The following is an 18,078-nucleotide window of genomic DNA, read 5'->3' as shown; positions in this document are numbered from 1 at the left end:
GATTTACAACCACTCCCCTACCCTTTCTAGCTGTTTATAGCTGTTAAATCTCAGGAATTTATCAAAATATGGAGAGGCAATAAAGGGTGTGGAATTACTTAAATAATTAGATAAAAAACCAGGCAGATCATTTTTTAATTCTTGCATTTTGTATCTATAATTTTGTATAGAAATAACTTTTATTTTATCATAATCAAGTTTCCAATAAGCAAGTTCTGAGACTTCCCTTCCGGTCACATACTCTACCGCTAAAGCTTGCAAAATTAATTGCGGAAAAAACCCCGACATAACTTCTTCATTGGAAGGTGGTGAACCAAGTTTATAGTCTATAATTGCTACTTGCCCACTTGGTAGATACTCAACTCTATCACATCTTGCTGTCAGTAAGATTTCTTGAGGGATAAGATCTCTATTTGTCATCCAAGCAGTTTCATACTGATCACAAGAACCAGCGTCACGCGCTGGAATATGGAATATCGGACAGGAAAAGCTCTTTTCTAGCTCAATATGGTTGCTTCGAGTCTCATCAAATTCGACAAAAGATTGAATCACCCTCTGTAGTCTTACCCACCACATATTTAAAAAATTAAACTGACTAGTCGAGAATGCTTCTCGTGCAATGCTCATCAGCGATTTTTTGTTGCGTAAATATCTTGCAAGAATGTTGTGTACCATAGTACCAAATTCCAATATCGATGGCTTAAAATTCAAGTCTCTTAATTGTTTAAGGCCCAGTATATATTCAACGTAAAATGAATAAGGATTACGAATTAGCTTTTCTATTGCACTGCAAGACATCACCTGCATTTTTTCTTTTCTAACTTCGGTTTGAGGTTTTGGCATAGGTTGAGTACATGGAACAGTACATTCAGGCGTATTTAATACCCTCAGCCAATCACGATACGGCTGTTTCCCCTCCTTAAGCAGAATTTCCAAACGCTGCAATAGAATTGGTTTTCTATGGCTTAGCGATCTTGTAATATAAACCTTACTTGCACAAAACAAATTGTGTAAAGTATAAAAAAAATACCCCTGCTCTTCTTGCGCAGAAGGAAGGTTAAATTTTTCTCTCGTAAGTGCATTCAAAAGCGGACTTTGAAAGCTTGGCGCTTCATTAAACCCAGCGAGTATTACAACTTTGTTGTGATATAAGCTGAATTTATTTAAGTCATTTGCTACAGAGAAAAACTCCTTCTCTAAAAATAAAGTCAGAATTTGGCTATATAACTCTAAGGAGCACTTAATTTCTACACCCTCACATGCATTCAAGAAGCTATAGGTAAAATTACCTATTTCACCATTTAGCTCTGAAAAATTTATACCAGATAGCATATTAACACACTGCAAATGAGTTGCCACCACATCAGAAATAGGGCAATTTATAATGTTAAGCAAAGGATTAAATACAACCTCTAACTTACTGATAATAATTAATATATCTTCTTTATGTTTTAGCTTTTTATGGGCATTGATAGCATTTATAATATCGCTCAGGCCATTTGTACTAAAGTTGCGTAATACCTCTATTTCAAATTCAGATAAAATCCGAGTGTACTCTTCTTGAGTGTAACCAAAAGTCACTAGCCTATGTTTAAGGAGCGAAAGTAATGACACACTGCTCCAATTTGAGGTCAAAACTTCGATACTATAAAGTAGGAGCGTTATATAAGGATAATTTTCCGGTATGGCACTGTGTTGCCTTGATAAACATGCTATACGAGTTGCAAGTAATTTATCAAAGACGACCAAAGAAACGTTTTCATAACCTTCATTCTCTATAATTAATGATGTCACTTGTGCTTCTTCCTCTCTGGAATCACAAGTGATGACTTCAATATTGCCAACATGTCCACTACTAACTTTGCTTAGATCGGCAGTTGTATCAAAGACGTAATCTAGATATTCCTCAGGACTTCCTGTTATCCCAGCCCTTTCTGCTGTCATCCCAGTGCTTGACACTGGGATCCAGTTTTCATTATACAGCCACCTGGTGCGCTCATTTAAAGTTAAGTTTTCTGGATCCCAGTGTCGGAGCACTGGGATGACACCAGAACACGCTTCTGGCAGAAAACTCACATCCCTTCTATCCACATTTAAATAATCGAGCAGATCTTTCAAACAATATTGATAGTGTTTTTTATCAAGCGATTTCCAGTCTTTCTCTTTAATTTTCAAATTCAAGTTAGGCAAAATTATTTTTCCAAATGGCAGATCATATATAGCCTTGATCAACGACTTATCCTTTCCAATTCCAACAAAGATTATATGTTGGTCTTTTTGTAAAGAGATTATCATATTGTTTATGTAATCACTCTTATGTTTTAATATATCTACTACTTCTAAATCTTTTAAAGTTTTACTCCAAGTCTCAGTGAGTAAGCTTATGAAATTCTCTATTTTTTTTGAATGTTCATTAAATTGATCATAATCCGTTGTTTGGGTAGATTGAATTTTATCAAGCAGTGATGGCAGGCTATAAGCTAAATCAATTGGAAAATTATCATTATTTTTTCTATTCCACTCTAATATGAATTGAATGAGTAGCAGTGTCCTTTTTGTTGGCTTGATAACTTTAACCCTATCAAGATTTAATATTAAATCTTCCTCATCAATATTCTCTAGCGAAACTATCTCTGGCAAAATTATGCATTTTTTAGCATTATGATTCTTGAATGCACTCAGCAACGCTATCACATCCCTCTTGCAAGGAAGTATAATTTTTACTTCAGGAATTTTTTCTCTTTCATATTCAGAAAATATGTGCTGAACCAGCACATCAAAAAGAGATTCATCCACATTAACGGTAAAAACTCTTCCCACTAACAGTAACAATTAATACAATATTTTATTGTATAGAAATTATTCAAAATATAAACGTGCTTGTATGCTATTATATATTATAATTTTTTATAACATTACATGGCAAACATTAGAATAGAAGTTTTAAATAAATGCGAGCAAATTGGCCGCAGATGGTTAGTCAACGTTTACTCGATTTACATACGCAAAGGATTACCATCCAAATTATATGAAGAAATTTGCGGGCTATTTTATAATAAAGTCATACAAGATTGCCGTTATTATTCCTACAACGAAAACCTTGAAGAAGTTCAATATGATTTCATAGAACCACAAGCTGAGTGGGGCTTGGAAATAAGCTTTTTACCTGGCATGACCGATAATGTAGGCAACACAGTGAAACAAATTGTTAGAGAATATTTAATAAACAAGAACTACATTGATGAAAATGTTTGTATAAAAGCAAGAAGTTCAAAATTGATTCTAGGGCAAGGAAATTTGCCAACTGAAGATGATATAAAACAAGAATTCAACCCTATCACTGAGTATTGCATTCTTGTTTATAAAGAAAACAGCAATTGCCGTTGGAAGTATTATGGTAAATCGAATGCCTCACCTGGTGTCATCCAGTACTTGGATCCAGAAAATTTCAAGCAATTGTATAATGAAAACTGGATTCCAGTGTCAAGCACTGGAATGACAGAGGGGGAAACAGGAATGACAGAAGGGAGAGCTGGAGATACCCACACCGTTGTCATTCCAGCGCGTGACCAGGAAAAAAAAGAATGGATCCCAGTGCCCAGATACTGGGATCCAGGAAACTTCAAGCAATTGTATAATGAAAACTGGATTCCAGTGTCAAGCACTGGAATGACAAAAGAAGGGGCTGGGATGACAAAAGAGAGTACTGGGATGACATCAAGTAGTAATGGGGTTAAGTCTGTTGACCTCAATGTAAGTGACCAAGAGCTTGAAAAGATCAGCAAAGATGGAATCGATGGCAATGGTACTTTAGGGCTCTCTCTGGCAGCAATGAAAGCTATAAAGGATTACTTTAAAAAACTTAATAGAAATCCATATGATATTGAACTTGAGTCCCTAGCACAAACTTGGTCCGAACATTGTAAACACAATATTTTTTGCTCTCCTATTGATGAAATAAAAGACGGTCTATATGCTCATTATATTAAGCGTGCAACGCGTGAGATAAATTCTGACATATGCGTGTCAGTTTTCTCCGACAACGCAGGGGGAATAATTTTTGATGACGATTACTTGATTGTAGATAAAGTTGAAACTCACAATAGCCCTTCAGCTCTTGATCCATTTGGTGGAGCAATGACCGGAGTGCTTGGAGTTAATCGTGATATAGTGGGTTTCGGGAAAGGCGCGGAACCTATAATGAATACCTATTACTTTTGCTTTGCCAAAGAAGCAAAAGGCAAATTTTATAGGGATAAAGAGCGCACTGATGAGATCTTACCGCCGAAATATATAATGAAAGAAGTGATTCATGGCGTTAATGTTGCTGGTAATTGCTCTGGTATTCCAACACAACTTGGGTCGGTATATTTTGACGATAGATTTTGTGGGAAGCCGCTGGTCTTTGTTGGAAGTGTCGGAATTATTCCGCGCAGTATAAATAATGCACCTTCACACATAAAAGGACCTAAAAACGGCGATAAGATTGTAATTATTGGTGGAAGAGTTGGAAGAGATGGAATTCACGGTGCGACATTTTCTTCAGAGGCATTGTCGGGAAACAGCCCTTCAACAATCGTACAAATTGGTGACCCCATAACACAAAAAAAACTATCCAATGCCGTCATAAAAGCAAGAGATCTTGGTCTTTATAATGCAATAACGGATAACGGAGCAGGTGGTCTATCATCTTCTATTGGTGAAATGGGAAAAGACGGATTTGAAGTTGATTTGAGCAAGGTTCTCCTTAAAAAGGATGGTATGGCTCCGTGGGAAATATGGATATCAGAATCACAAGAGAGAATGACCTTAGCAGTGCCAGAAGAAAATCTTCCTTCATTTAGGCAAATCATGAAAAAACATGATGTGGAGGTTTGTGTGATTGGAGAGTTCAGTGATAGCAAGAGGGCTAAGGTTCAACTCTCTTCTGCTCCACCAATAATGGACATCGAAACTGAATTTCTGCATGATGGTAATCCCAAAGTGCATTCACAGACAAAGCCGTGGTCTAAGGGGCTTCTAGCGCCATGCACTGGAATGACAACAAATCCAGCATCTTTAGAAGTCGAGCTAAAAGAAATGCTGAGCAGACCAAACATATGCAGCAAAGAGTTTATAGTGGTGCAATATGACCATGAAGTTCAAGGATCGTCAGTGCTAAAACCATTGCAGGGCAAGGGAAGAGTGTGCAGTGAAGCTATTGTTTCAAGGCCAATCTTTTCTTCAAACAAAGGTGTTGTGAAATCACAGGGGTTTGGCTCGAGTTATGGAGAAATTGACACCTACCACATGGCAGCATGTGCAATTGACACCGCGATACGCAACTATGTAGCCGCAGGAGGAAATATAAATCATCTAGCGTTGCTCGACAATTTTTGCTGGTGTGATGCTTATAATCCAGAAAGGCTGTGGCAACTAAAGAGAGCTGCAGAGGCTTGTTACGACTTTGCAACTGCATTTAAAACACCATTCATATCCGGAAAAGATAGTATGTTTAACGACTTTAAGGGATATGACGAAAATGGCGAGAAAGTGATGATATCTGCACCACCTTCATTACTCATCTCAGCAATTGGAGTTATAGAGAATATTGAAAGTGCGGTATCGCTTGATGTGAAAATGCCGGGGGACTTGATATATGTGCTTGGTACAACCCACGATGAGCTTGGTAGATCTGAATATCAGTTATATAGTGGAATAGGTAATGACAACGTACCAAAAGTTGATGCACAAAGTGCTAGAAAGTTGTATGAATGTTACAACCAGACAATAAAAGATGTCATAATTGCCTCTGCAATTGCACCAAACTTGGGCGGATTAATTATTGCTCTGGCAAAATCGCTAATTGCAGGAGACCTTGGTGCTGAAATCGATCTTTCACTAGTGCCAATAGGAAAAATACAAAATACAGACATAATAAACAAGATAATAATGTTTTCTGAATCGCAAAGTAGAATTTTGGTTACTATTGCACCACAAAGCCAGAAGAGGTTTGAAGAATTGTTTAAAGGTGCGGTTTATTCATGTATTGGCAAAGTAACAGAGAAAAAAGTGCTAAACATAAAGGATGTTTTAAAAGTAGATCTGAAAGATTTGGGAAATAGTTATTATATAGCTAAAGTGACTTAGGTTTACAGACAATTTGATAAACGACAAACTCGTCATCCCGCTGCTTGTTAGCGGGATCTAGAGATACCGCGGTGGTATGATGTAGGGAAACCTTAGCTATAGCATGTCAGTTTAAAATATTTTTCTTATTATGCTAAATAACTCTTTTACTATATGTAATGTTTATTTAGAATGAATGTATGTTATTAATTTTGGGTAGGTAATTATGTCTATTTTATCGATACTCTTGCTTATCAGTCTTTCTTTACTCAACACTTCAAATAAATTGATGGTATGTGCTGCCTTATTTGTGGGAGCTGCTTTAGTTGTAAATTCAATGGTTGAATTTTATGGCAGAAGCAAAGCTACATACAACTTAATAGTGTGTACAGCGCTATGTTGTGTTTTTAAATGGCAAAGTTTTAATTTGATGATATTGATTTCATATACTGCAATTTTAGTCTCTCTTCTCTCAAGCATAATTATTTTTGAAAAATTGAAGTCCAAGTTGAATTTTCATATGGCAAATTTCATTACTTTAATTATAGCATTAGTTGTTGATAGTGCCGTTGTATGTGTTGGATTACTATACAAATTTTCTGCAGGTAAATGCTTATCAATATATATTAGAGATTTAATTTTTAAGTTTTCTTATGTGTCAGTATTGAGCATCTGCTTGTTTATAGGAATGTATTTATTTTGCTTGGCGAACAAGAAGTATTTTAAGATTTCCACATAACCTGTTTTCTGATATAGCTAAACTGACTTTGGGTCCTGGGTTGGTGGTCCTAATAACGCGAATTCTGGATTAAGGAAGGAAGAAAGTATAGGAAATAGAAGGCTTTTTGGATTTGATGGAATAGGAAATGAGAGTAGAAAAGATATGAACCAAAAAATTAACAGGGGATCTATGGCGAGTGTGTTCAATTTCTAGTCTATTTTTTAGGTAACCAAAAACAGTCTCAATGATAGACCTTTTTCTCAGTAAAATCTTCTCATTTAGCGAAATCAATGCATTTTTCATACCTTTTTTCACCTTGGTAACAAGTTTCAAACCTCGGTCAAACAGCTTCTGAAAAAGCTCTTTTGCAATATAACCTTTGTCACCAAACAAAAGGCCGGTTAATTTTTCCGTCAGATTTGGCACAGGTATCCTATCATCAACATTGCCTTTTGTTAGCGTAAGTGAATGAATTTCACCATTTTCATTGATTACCATATGTAATTTGAAACCAAAAAACCAGCCGTAAGTACTCTTGCTTAATTTTGCAATTCCAGCAAAAACTTTGTTTTGGATATTCTTTTTGCATGACAAACTGCAATGGGAGTTGTGTCTATATATGAAATTCCAGTGTTTTCTGACTGTCCACAAAGCCAATGCAACAACATTGCTAAATGCCACAAAACCCTAGGCTTTAGAGCAACAAACCTGGTATATGAAGGCAACTTTGGAAACTCTGATTTGTAGAGCAACGTTAGGTAATGTAGATAGAAAGTTTTGAAATTTTTACACGGAGATTGTTGATATAGCAGGATTATTGTCATGATTTCGGAGTGCTCAATTTCCGTTGTTCTTGTGGGTTTTTTACCATTTGGCAGTAGTTTACCTGCAAAATTTTTCTCTATATCTCTGCAAAAATCATCGACCAAACAAAACAGTTTGTTATATCTTCCATGGTTAACCTCATCTGTTTTTTTATAACTGCTGAGTTTACCCTGTTTTCTTGCCTTTTCTATTCTCCTTTAATCCAGAATTCGCGTGTTAAGGGTCGTAATGCTCCTCCTGTGTTAGAACTAACTGATTTGGGTTATAGAAGGCGATCATCTTCAAGTAGCGATGAAGAAATTTTTACCACTGGTGACAGAATGCGAACTATGGATCGATCTCAAACAGTGCTAGACAGTATATCAGTAGAAAATAGTAGTCGATCAAGAAGTAGCTCATCGTCTTCAGCAAGCTCTTGACTGACTGAAGCGGAGTCTAAGAGTGAAAGAAGCTTATCTTGGGATAGCGATGATGTGCCGGAATATCACCTTTAGCTATTTGTCTGAATGTTTTTAATATGTAAACTGTTAGGAAATTTTCTTTTGCTTTTGTGATTTTCATGTTAAAGTATAATTCCTGGGTGAAATAAGTAGCTGCTGTTATGTGATAAACATAGCAGAGGAAAGTCCGGGCTCCAAGGAAAAATAGTGACGGGTAATGCCCGCCGGAGGTAACTCCAGTTATAGGGCTACAGAAAATTACCGCCTAAAATATTCTTAGGTAAGGGTGAAAAGGTGTGGTAAGAGCACACCATGGCAATGGTAACATTGGTAGTCGAGTAACCAACACTAGGAGCAAGATTAAATAGAAGTAGATTTTATGTTTTCCTCATATCTACTCGGGTAAATCGCATGAGGTAAATGGTAACATTTACTCCAGATAAATAGCTACATAAACAGAACTCGGCTTATATTTCACCTAGGCGTCACATGATACGTGCGATATAAGCCATGCTATATTTAAATGTGTAGGCATTTCATGCGTTGTCCTTCACTTGTTCTGCTTGATAGCCATCACTACTTTCGCCTACATTAACATTAGAATATTCTTCATCATCAACATACTCTTTCAGAACATACCCTCGGCCCCAAACGGTTTCTATGTGGCTTTTTCCATCATTTGCACTTTCAAGTTTCTTACGTAATTTGCACATAAAAACATCAACTATCTTGTTATCTGAAGGTTCATCCAAGCCATTGTAAAGATGATTTAAGAACATTTCTTTTGTTAGTACTGTTCCTTTACGCAGTGCTAGCAATTCTATCATAGAATACTCTTTATTAGTAAGGTGAACCGTTTTACCTTTCACCTCAACAATCCTGTGATCAAAATTGATATTTATATTACCAATCTTTATCACCGATTCAGGATGGCCTTTAGTACGACGCACTATGGCCTTAATTCGAGCTAATAACTCGCTTTTATGAAATGGCTTGGTTAAGTAATCATCGGCACCATACCCGAGTCCTTTAGCTTTGTGATTGACAGCGGATATACATGAAAGTATTAAGACAGGAACTTTGATTTTTGCACTTCTTAGTCTTAACAATATATCATATCCGTCAATATCACCAGGCAAGTGTATATCTAAAATAACTAGGTCATAGTAATCTCCGTTTGAGGAAACCATGTTATTGTTATAATCTTGTGCAGAAGTAACAACGTCACAGAAGTGTCCATCAGAAGTTAAGGCGTTAACCACAGTCTTTGCACTTACTTGATCATCTTCAATTAATAATATACGCATATTTTACACCCCATAAATAATTTATAATTTTAGTAATATATATAACTAAGGAAAGTAATAAATCAAATTTTTATTAACAAATGATCAAAATTACACTTATTAATTAATAGTAAATATATTGTTCCAAAGTTATATAAATAGATCTAAAATATAATAGACATACCATGATAGTAATAGTATTTTTAGTAAATATTGAATTAAAGTTACTATTATTAAAAGAATACTTCGGTTAATAAATATTTAACTATTCTATATGCCTGTGTTATATTTTTAATTTACTTATCCTACTATTTTAAAGTATAAGTAATACTTTCAGGAATATTGTGTGGCAATATCAATTTTAGGTGCTGGTGCATGGGGTACAGCAATCGCAATTTCATTAGGTAGTAAGAAAGATGTGATTTTGTGGACTCGCAATGAAACTACATTTGAATCAATCAACGGGAAAAGAGAAAGTGACAAGCTACCCGGTTGTCGAATTTCTGATAATGTGTCAGTAAAACTGGCTATTGAAGACACAATCAATGCTTCAGTAACAATCCTCGCTGTTCCCACTCAGTCTCTGAGGGAGGTATGTCAGCAATTGCATAATTGTAATCTGAAAAAAGATGTAGCAATAATTTTAGCTTGTAAGGGAATAGAAAAGTCTACATTAAAATTACCTAGTGAAATAGTAAATGAAGTTTTACCTAACAATCCTATTGCTATTTTTTCAGGCCCTAGTTTTGCTATAGAAGTTGCAAAAAAATTGCCCTATTCAATGGTTCTTGCGTGCCGAAATAACATATTGGGTTCAAAGCTAATATCAGAACTACAGCAAGAAAATGTTAAATTACGCCTTAGTAGTGATGTTATAGGGATACAGGTTTGTGCAGCGTTAAAGAACGTTTTTGCTATAGCGTGTGGGATTGTTCTAGGTAGTAAACTTGGGTTTAATGCTCATGCAGCATTGATTACGAAAAGTATGAGCGAAATTAAGGCTTTATACTCAGCAAAAGCTGGTAACGGTAATGTGGATATAAATACACTACTTGGGCCGGCATGTCTGGGTGACCTAATTATGACATGCACATCCTTGAATTCAAGAAACCTATCTTTTGGGTTTAAAATAGGTAATAGTGACAATGGCTTTAATGTTCAGCAGATTTTGTCAGAAGGCAAGTCAGTGATTGAAGGTTTTAGCACTGCTGAGCCCATATTTAATTTAGCAGGAAAGCTAAAGATAAAAATGCCTATATGTGAAGCGGTCTATAGATTATTGTATGAAAGCGCCTCTATAGAGGATACTATTTCTGTTCTTGTAAATTAGTTTTGTACTTTGGTGTATTGTGAAATTTTTATATAAATTGATATCAACATGGTGGCTGTCTGGCACAGTAAAAAAAATGCCAGGTACCGTAGGCAGCTTAGCTTCTTATCCAATTGTTCCTGTAATACTGAGTGACAGAATTTTAGGTGCAGCAATTATTTTTTTTTTATTTTTGATTGGACTATGGTCTATAGGCAATTATATAAAACACTACGAGACTTCATGTGATCCAAAAGAGGTAGTAATTGACGAAGTAGTTGGTCAATTGCTGACAATACTTTTAGTTTCGATATTGTTAAGCCAAGAGATGAATTGCTCTTCATTGTTGTTGTGCTTTTTTTCTTTTAGGTTTTTTGATATAATAAAAACGTGGCCTATAAATTTGATCGATAAAAATACCAAAGGTCCTTTAGGTGTTATGCTAGATGACATTATAGCTGCAATTTTAGCCTGTGTTCTTATAGGAGCCTTTTATTGTTTATTGTTGATGTATGCAGGATAAAAAAATTTATTATTCAAGCTTAATTGTTCAAAATCTAAAGGATTATATACTGTACACAGCGAATTTATCTGAGTGGGAAGTACACGATGAATTTGATAACGTTACATTTACAATAAATGGTACCAGGGAGTCATTATTTAATTTTGTGTTCTGTGGAGATCAATGTACCGAGCTTTCTATACAAAAAACTCTAGATTATCTCAGAACAAGAGATATAGAAGCAACATGGGTAATAAATTCACATATGAAAGTAAGAGATATTTTAGAAAAGTGTGAAATAAAACACGTTAGCACACCAAAAAAAGCTTTACTTAATATGAAAAATTACTTTTTACCTGCTGATGTTATTCCAAACTTGAGGTTAAATGCTGTAAATGGTAGCGACCTCTTAGAACAGTTAGATTTACACACTTCTAAAATTTTTTATCATGGCGTTGGAATTGTCAGCACATTTTTTCGCGGATTATCAAATTATGATGATAAAAACTCAAGATTAAGATTTTTTCTTGTAACACTAAATAGTGAAATTATTGGGACATGCGGTCTTTATGTTCAAGACAGCGTAGCTGGTTTTTATAGTGATGGAGTTTTACCAATTTACAGGAATCGTGGAATAGGTACCCAAATGGTTTTAGAAAGAATAAAGATAGCTAAGCAGCTTGAATGCAAATATATAGTAGCACATTGTATGAAATCTTCTGTGAACCTTTATAAGAGATTGGGCTTTCAAATGTTAGGCAATCTTTACTTATATACCTCTTCAGCATAATTCTGAGCGGTTACAAATTTTTACATTTGTTTTAAAAGTGCTATGTTTTTTTTGTATGAAGTGGTTTTAATATTGATTCTAATATTATTCTTTCTCTCTTATTCTAAATTAAAAATTAGTAATAAGATTAAGAACTTACAGCATCAAAATGTTATCATAAATAATTTAATTGATACTGTGAATGATGGGTTTTATATTTGGGATGCAAAAAAGCGTATAGAAAAGTTCTCTCCCAACTTACTAATTTTGCTTAATACTGTTTTTTACTCGTTTAATGAGTTTGTGAATTTTTTTGAGCAATCAGAAAGCTTAATTAAAAATTTTGTTGAGGCAAAGGAAATAAATAAATCTTTTACTCTAGATTTAAAGTCAAAGGACAGTGAGGTTTATTGCATATGTTACGGCAGAAGCATAATAGATGATTCTACCAATGTGATAGGTGTGCTGTTATGGATAAGGAATGTCTCAGACTATAAGATAAAAGCTAACGGACTTGAGTTAGAAAATAGTAAGCTTACACAAGAAGTGGAGAGCTATAAAAATGTTTTCAACTCTTTACCATTTCCAATACTAAAATATAACAAGAATAGAAAGGTGGAATTTTATAATTTGTTTTATGATAAGTATGTAGATGGTTCTAAGAAATTTGCTATTACCAGTAGCACTCATAGCACAAAACCAGGAAGGCATGTCGTAACTTACAAGAACGAACCTAAGGTTTTCGATTTTGTTAAAATTCCAATACAAGGTTCTGGTAGCATAGTAATGTATGGGAAAGATGTTAGTGATGCAGAGAAATTATATACTGAATTAAACAGTTATTTAGCTACACAGAAAAATTTGCTTGAGAGGTTGTCGGTTGCTATAGTAATATATAGTAAGAATCAAAGGCTAAAATTTTATAATAATGCTTTCATAAAAACCTTTCAATTTGACCCAAAATTTTTGGCATCTTACCCAACTTATCATGAAGTTATGCTTTACCTCTTCGAATCTAAAAAGCTTTTAGAAAAAGAGGATTTTCAAACTATTAGTAACCAAAGACATGAGTTATTCAAAAAATTATTTGAATCGTATGATGATAAGATGCATTTCACGAATGGAAAAGCGTTCAGGGTATTAACAATACCCTACGCTTCGGAAGGTTTACTGTTCTCTTACGAAGAATGCAAAAGATAATACTTAAACTCCTTCTCTCTCTACTAGGAACGCGAATTCTGGATTAAGGAAGGAAGAAAGTATAGGAAATAGAAGGCTTTTTGGATTTGATGGAATAGGAAATGAGAGTAGAAAAGATATGAACCAAAAAATTAACAGGGGATCTATGGCGAGTGTGTTCAATTTCTAGTCTATTTTTTAGGTAACCAAAAACAGTCTCAATGATAGACCTTTTTCTCAGTAAAATCTTCTCATTTAGCGAAATCAATGCATTTTTCATACCTTTTTTCACCTTGGTAACAAGTTTCAAACCTCGGTCAAACAGCTTCTGAAAAAGCTCTTTTGCAATATAACCTTTGTCACCAAACAAAAGGCCGGTTAATTTTTCCGTCAGATTTGGCACAGGTATCCTATCATCAACATTGCCTTTTGTTAGCGTAAGTGAATGAATTTCACCATTTTCATTGATTACCATATGTAATTTGAAACCAAAAAACCAGCCGTAAGTACTCTTGCTTAATTTTGCAATTCCAGCAAAAACTTTGTTTTGGATATTCTTTTTGCATGACAAACTGCAATGGGAGTTGTGTCTATATATGAAATTCCAGTGTTTTCTGACTGTCCACAAAGCCAATGCAACAACATTGCTAAATGCCACAAAACCCTAGGCTTTAGAGCAACAAACCTGGTATATGAAGGCAACTTTGGAAACTCTGATTTGTAGAGCAACGTTAGGTAATGTAGATAGAAAGTTTTGAAATTTTTACACGGAGATTGTTGATATAGCAGGATTATTGTCATGATTTCGGAGTGCTCAATTTCCATTGTTCTTGTGGGTTTTTTACCATTTGGCAGTAGTTTACCTGCAAAATTTTTCTCTATATCTCTGCAAAAATCATCGACCAAACAAAACAGTTTGTTATATCTTCCATGGTTAACCTCATCTGTTTTTTATAACTGCTGAGTTTACCCTGTTTTCTTGCCTTTTCTATTCTCCTTTAATCCAGAATTCGCGTTTTTAGTTCTTCTTGCTTTTTTGAAACTATGTATTCTATTACCTCGTCATTTTTTGTGATAAATTCAGCATATTTTTCTAGTAATTTTGCATCTAATTTATCTGTTTTTGCAAAGTGGTTGCAGGCTTTTGCAAATGCATATACCCGATTTGGGTGAGCTCTGTGAACAGCTATGTTATGTTCCCGTAACAACTTTATGACAAGTTTTTCATAACCACCTGTTGATTCTACTACACATAACCTAACAAATACGTTAACTATTTTTGACTTTATAAACTCAGATATAGCTCTTTCTACATTTTCTATACGCTGATGTTTATTGTCGATTGAGATATCAAGTGTTTCTTTTGAAACATCAATACCAATGAAAACTGTTCTAGCCATTTTTGTACCTATAGATATAATCAAATAATAATGTAAATGCTGTACAGGATTGTGATTCGATCTTTTAGATCCCCCTACCGTTCGTACTCCATTTTTTAAAGCTAGGAGTGCACTGAGATGCCTACGATTTCTATCAATCAATCCAATTGACAGTATCACTCCTTGCTCATTATAGCCTTGCGGCTTTGATTTAATATACAATCCAGTTTTCTTTACAAATTCACCAAAAGTGCTTCATTTTATAACGCAAAACCCATACTCACCAAACCCAATGCATTACTTGCAATTAAGTTTCCTGGATCCCAGTGGGCTTTGTTGCATCGCTACTTATGAAAGGCTAACTATAGTTAGGATTATAAGCAACCTATTGAAAATCTTGTTTTTTTGCAATCAATCTGATCAAATTTAAGAATAGTAATTTATTATTTATATTAATAAACTTAATTCTATTGAAAATAGCTAAAGCATTGAAATTCTTGAATTTTAGCCGGATTAGTGAGTGGTAGTGAAATTTCTTTTACTCAAATTTAGGTATTCACTGACCGTTCTTGTTATAAATACCAGAATAATAAGCTACTGATATTCTCCATCTTTTTTATCTTTAATCCATCATAGCTAGCGATGCAACAAAGCCATCCCAGTGTCAAGCACTGGGATGACAAGAAAGGGAGCACTGGAATTTTTGTTTCAGTATTTGTACATTAGCCATGCGTCTGAACAGATACTCGTAAAGTTGTGCTTTTAATATGGATTATCAGTTTAAAAATGTTGCTAACTAGTATATCTGAATGTAACATCAATTAACGTGTATAAATGAAGCAATCTAATGGAAAATAGTTATAATGCCGATGCAATAAAAATCTTAAGGGGTCTTGATGCTGTAAGGAAACGTCCAGGTATGTACATTGGTGACACTGACGATGGATCTGGCTTGCACCACATGGTATATGAGGTTATTGACAACACAATAGATGAATCTTTAGCTGGATATTGTGATAAAATTGAAGTTAGTATAAATAAAGATGGTTCAGTATCAGTAACCGACAATGGCCGTGGCATTCCAACTGACATTCATGAAGAAGAAGGAATATCAGCAGCAGAGGTAATAATGACTCAACTCCATGCTGGTGGTAAATTTGACAATAATACCTATAAAGTTTCTGGGGGATTACATGGTGTTGGAATCTCAGTTGTGAATGCATTATCAAGCTGGTTGGAATTAATTATTTGGCGCAATAAGAAAGAACACTTTATGCGTTTTGAAGATGGTGAGTCTATTGAACCTTTAAAGGTAGTCAACGAAAATACAAACAAAAGAGGAACTAAAGTCACGTTCATGCCATCAACAGAGACTTTTAATGGCATTAATTTCAGTTACTCAACGCTTGAAAGTCGTATAAGAGAATTAGCATTTTTAAATTCAAATATCGACATTACTTTACGTGATTTGCGCAATGAACCATATACAGAATCTCATTTCAATCAGAGCAATCAATCTAAAGACAATTTTGGTACAGCAAATTTTGTGCAGTATTTAGATAAGAATAAGACACATGTAACTAAAATTGCCAGTATGAAAGGAGATGCAGAAGATCTTGGCATCAGCTTGGAAATATCGATGGAATGGAATGATTCCTACTATGAACATATGTTATGCTTCACGAATAATATAAGGCAACGAGATGGTGGTACGCATTTGGCAGGGTTTAAATCCGCCTTAACTAGGTGCATCAATACCTATGCAACTAATGAAGGGTTCTTAAAGAAAGCAAAAGTAAATTTAACTGGAGAGGACGTTAGAGAAGGTTTAACTTGTGTTTTATCTCTTAAGATGCCTGATCCTAAATTTTCTTCACAAACAAAAGACAAGCTAGTTAGTTCTGAAGCACGTGCAGTTGTAGAAAGTATAGTTTCTGATAAATTGAGCACAATCCTTGAAACTGATCCCAAATTGGCGGCAAGCATAGTAGAAAGAGCAATTAGGTCAGCAAAAGGAAGAGAAGCTGCTCGAAAGGCACGTGAACTAGTTAAGAATAAGAACAGTATTGATATTGCAACTCTGCCAGGAAAACTTGCTGATTGCCAGGAAAAAGCTCCCGAATTGTCAGAATTATTTATAGTAGAAGGTAATTCAGCAGGTGGTACTGCAAAGCAGGGGCGTAATCGTAAAACACAAGCAGTGCTTGCCTTAAGAGGAAAAATTCTAAACGTAGAACGTGTAAGTTTAGATCGTATTTTTTCATCTGCAGAAATAGGCTCTTTAATTACTGCAATTGGTGCTGGAATAGGAAGTGAGCATTTTAATGTTGAGAAAGTTAGATATCATAAGATTATCATTATGACAGATGCAGACGTTGATGGATCACATATCAGGACTTTGATTCTAACCTTTTTCTTTCGACATATGCGTGAAGTAATTGATAAGGGATATTTATATATAGCACAGCCACCCCTCTATAAAGTTACAAAGAATGCTAAAGACACTTATATTAAAGATGACGAAACTTTTGAAGAGTATATAATAAACTCAGCAGTTAAAAGATTAACACTAAGTGGTACAACTACAGAATTTAACGACTTGCGCCTTATTTTGAATAAATGCGTTAGCACTTCTAATATTAGCAAAAATTATGATAGAGAAATACCACAAAATCTCTTAGAGTCATTGCTAATTTTAAGCAAAAAGAATGCTCTATCATCGGCTGATGAGATATTAAAGTATTTAAAATTAATGTACAGCGAATACACTTGGGAAGTGGAAATAAAAGATGAAGAAAAAGAAATTCACATCTCTAAATTATTTCAAGGATTGGCAGACAAATATATATTTGCATTTAGTATGCTTGAAGGCAAAGATATGCAAAACATATTAAGTTTGCTTGATGGTATAAGTAACTTATTTAATGGCGATTCATTTTTAAAGTCACAAGAAACTGAAATAAGAATCACTTCTCCAAGTGCACTTGCAAAAATAATAATGGACTATGGTAAAAAGGGTTTAACTCTGCAGAGATTTAAAGGTCTTGGTGAAATGAATGCTGATCAGCTATGGGATACTACGTTAAATCCTGAGGCTAGAACTTTATTGAAGGTTGAAATAAAAGATTGTGAAGAAGCTGATTCCATATTTTCAATATTAATGGGTGATATAGTTGAACCACGCCGTGATTTTATTAATAGCAATGCACTCAACGTGCATGATGTTGATATTTGAACTTTTAGCAAAATGTACGAACGTTACGGGTTTAAGCAAGAACTGTGTCATTCAAGTAGCTGACACTGATTCCTTTATGACGGTGTCATTTCAGTGTCCCTTTTTGTCATCCGAGTAGCTCTTCGTTGTCATCCGAGTAGCCCCTTCTCCTGTCATCCCAGTGCTCCTTTTTTTGTCATCCCAGTGCTCCTTTCTTGTCATCCGAGTAGCCCCTTTTTTGTCATCCCAGTGTCTGGCAGGGTTTTTCTGCCGCATCAAGCAGTATGGCTCAGCGATTTCGAATATGAAATTTTAATGTTCCCAGAAGGCCGTTATGATGATCAGG

General features: G+C 34.9%; 10 protein-coding genes, 1 other RNA gene and 2 pseudogenes. 8 read left to right on the top strand and 5 right to left on the bottom strand.

Translation table 11 applies throughout. From position 1 onward, the window contains the following. Nucleotides 1-3: 3 nt before the first annotated feature. A complete protein-coding gene (locus AAGD95_RS02305; protein WP_341818807.1) occupies nucleotides 4-2,820 on the bottom strand; it encodes a WPE palindromic element domain-containing protein in 2,817 nt (938 codons plus the stop codon). A 99-nt stretch (nucleotides 2,821-2,919) separates the two neighbouring features. Here AAGD95_RS02305 and AAGD95_RS02300 point away from each other — a divergent pair, with 99 nt between their 5' ends. After that, complete coding sequence (locus AAGD95_RS02300; RefSeq protein WP_341818728.1) at nucleotides 2,920-6,129, top strand: AIR synthase-related protein; 3,210 nt, start codon at nucleotides 2,920-2,922, stop codon at nucleotides 6,127-6,129. Nucleotides 6,130-6,916: 787 nt separating this feature from the next. Here the strand turns inward: AAGD95_RS02300 and AAGD95_RS02295 are convergent. Next, nucleotides 6,917-7,767 (bottom strand): annotated as a pseudogene (locus tag AAGD95_RS02295) (IS982 family transposase). A gap of 15 nt (nucleotides 7,768-7,782) precedes the next feature. Here AAGD95_RS02295 and AAGD95_RS02290 point away from each other — a divergent pair. Beyond that, nucleotides 7,783-8,073, top strand: coding sequence for a hypothetical protein (locus AAGD95_RS02290; RefSeq protein WP_341818727.1), 291 nt, complete (start codon nucleotides 7,783-7,785; stop codon nucleotides 8,071-8,073). 157 nt (nucleotides 8,074-8,230) lie between these two features. Next, nucleotides 8,231-8,580: RNase P RNA component class A (gene rnpB / locus AAGD95_RS02285), an RNA gene on the top strand. Between the two features lie 50 nt (nucleotides 8,581-8,630). Here rnpB and AAGD95_RS02280 read toward each other — a convergent pair. Next, nucleotides 8,631-9,401: a response regulator transcription factor gene (locus AAGD95_RS02280; protein WP_265034386.1), complete on the bottom strand. Its 771-nt coding sequence runs from the start codon at nucleotides 9,399-9,401 to the stop codon at nucleotides 8,631-8,633. Between the two features lie 325 nt (nucleotides 9,402-9,726). On the opposite strand from AAGD95_RS02280, the gene AAGD95_RS02275 reads away from it, so the two are divergent. Genes AAGD95_RS02275 through AAGD95_RS02260 form a run of 4 tightly spaced genes read left to right on the top strand, consistent with a single transcriptional unit; the run spans nucleotide 9,727 to nucleotide 13,160 of the window. Then, the gene (locus AAGD95_RS02275; RefSeq protein ID WP_341818726.1) at nucleotides 9,727-10,710 is read left to right on the top strand and encodes an NAD(P)H-dependent glycerol-3-phosphate dehydrogenase; all 984 of its coding nucleotides are present in this window, start codon (nucleotides 9,727-9,729) and stop codon (nucleotides 10,708-10,710) included. Between the two features lie 19 nt (nucleotides 10,711-10,729). After that, nucleotides 10,730-11,212, top strand: a complete 483-nt coding sequence (locus AAGD95_RS02270; RefSeq protein ID WP_265026323.1) for a phosphatidylglycerophosphatase A — start codon at nucleotides 10,730-10,732, stop codon at nucleotides 11,210-11,212. Beyond that, nucleotides 11,202-11,981, top strand: a complete 780-nt coding sequence (locus tag AAGD95_RS02265; RefSeq protein WP_265026324.1) for a GNAT family N-acetyltransferase — start codon at nucleotides 11,202-11,204, stop codon at nucleotides 11,979-11,981. Before AAGD95_RS02270 ends, AAGD95_RS02265 begins: the two co-directional genes overlap by 11 nt. A gap of 42 nt (nucleotides 11,982-12,023) precedes the next feature. Then, the gene (locus AAGD95_RS02260; protein ID WP_341818725.1) at nucleotides 12,024-13,160 is read left to right on the top strand and encodes a hypothetical protein; all 1,137 of its coding nucleotides are present in this window, start codon (nucleotides 12,024-12,026) and stop codon (nucleotides 13,158-13,160) included. A gap of 43 nt (nucleotides 13,161-13,203) precedes the next feature. Here the strand turns inward: AAGD95_RS02260 and AAGD95_RS02255 are convergent. Next, nucleotides 13,204-14,054, bottom strand: a pseudogene (locus tag AAGD95_RS02255) (IS982 family transposase). A gap of 83 nt (nucleotides 14,055-14,137) precedes the next feature. Continuing rightward, a complete protein-coding gene (locus AAGD95_RS02250) occupies nucleotides 14,138-14,740 on the bottom strand; it encodes an IS110 family transposase (RefSeq protein ID WP_341818724.1) in 603 nt (200 codons plus the stop codon). A gap of 625 nt (nucleotides 14,741-15,365) precedes the next feature. On the opposite strand from AAGD95_RS02250, the gene gyrB reads away from it, so the two are divergent. Next, nucleotides 15,366-17,753 (top strand): DNA topoisomerase (ATP-hydrolyzing) subunit B, encoded by a 2,388-nt coding sequence (gene gyrB, locus AAGD95_RS02245; RefSeq protein WP_341818723.1) that lies wholly within the window; start codon nucleotides 15,366-15,368, stop codon nucleotides 17,751-17,753. Nucleotides 17,754-18,078 lie beyond the last annotated feature (325 nt).

Source organism: Wolbachia endosymbiont (group B) of Ennomos erosarius, assembly GCF_964026905.1.
In the GTDB taxonomy this organism is placed as follows: Bacteria; Pseudomonadota; Alphaproteobacteria; order Rickettsiales; family Anaplasmataceae; genus Wolbachia.
Note: the sequence above shows the minus strand (reverse complement) of the source record. Positions and strands in the feature narration are given on the sequence as shown.

Bases quoted from the DNA above. Each gene is read 5' to 3' on its own strand.
- AAGD95_RS02300 (WP_341818728.1), top strand. From the start codon at position 2,920: ATGGCAAACATTAGAATAGAAGTTTTAAATAAATGCGAGCAAATTGGC.
- AAGD95_RS02290 (WP_341818727.1), top strand. From the start codon at position 7,783: ATGGTTAACCTCATCTGTTTTTTTATAACTGCTGAGTTTACCCTGTTT.
- AAGD95_RS02280 (WP_265034386.1), bottom strand. From the start codon at position 9,401: ATGCGTATATTATTAATTGAAGATGATCAAGTAAGTGCAAAGACTGTG.
- AAGD95_RS02265 (WP_265026324.1), top strand. From the start codon at position 11,202: ATGCAGGATAAAAAAATTTATTATTCAAGCTTAATTGTTCAAAATCTA.
- AAGD95_RS02260 (WP_341818725.1), top strand. From the start codon at position 12,024: ATGTTTTTTTTGTATGAAGTGGTTTTAATATTGATTCTAATATTATTC.
- gyrB (WP_341818723.1), top strand. From the start codon at position 15,366: ATGGAAAATAGTTATAATGCCGATGCAATAAAAATCTTAAGGGGTCTT.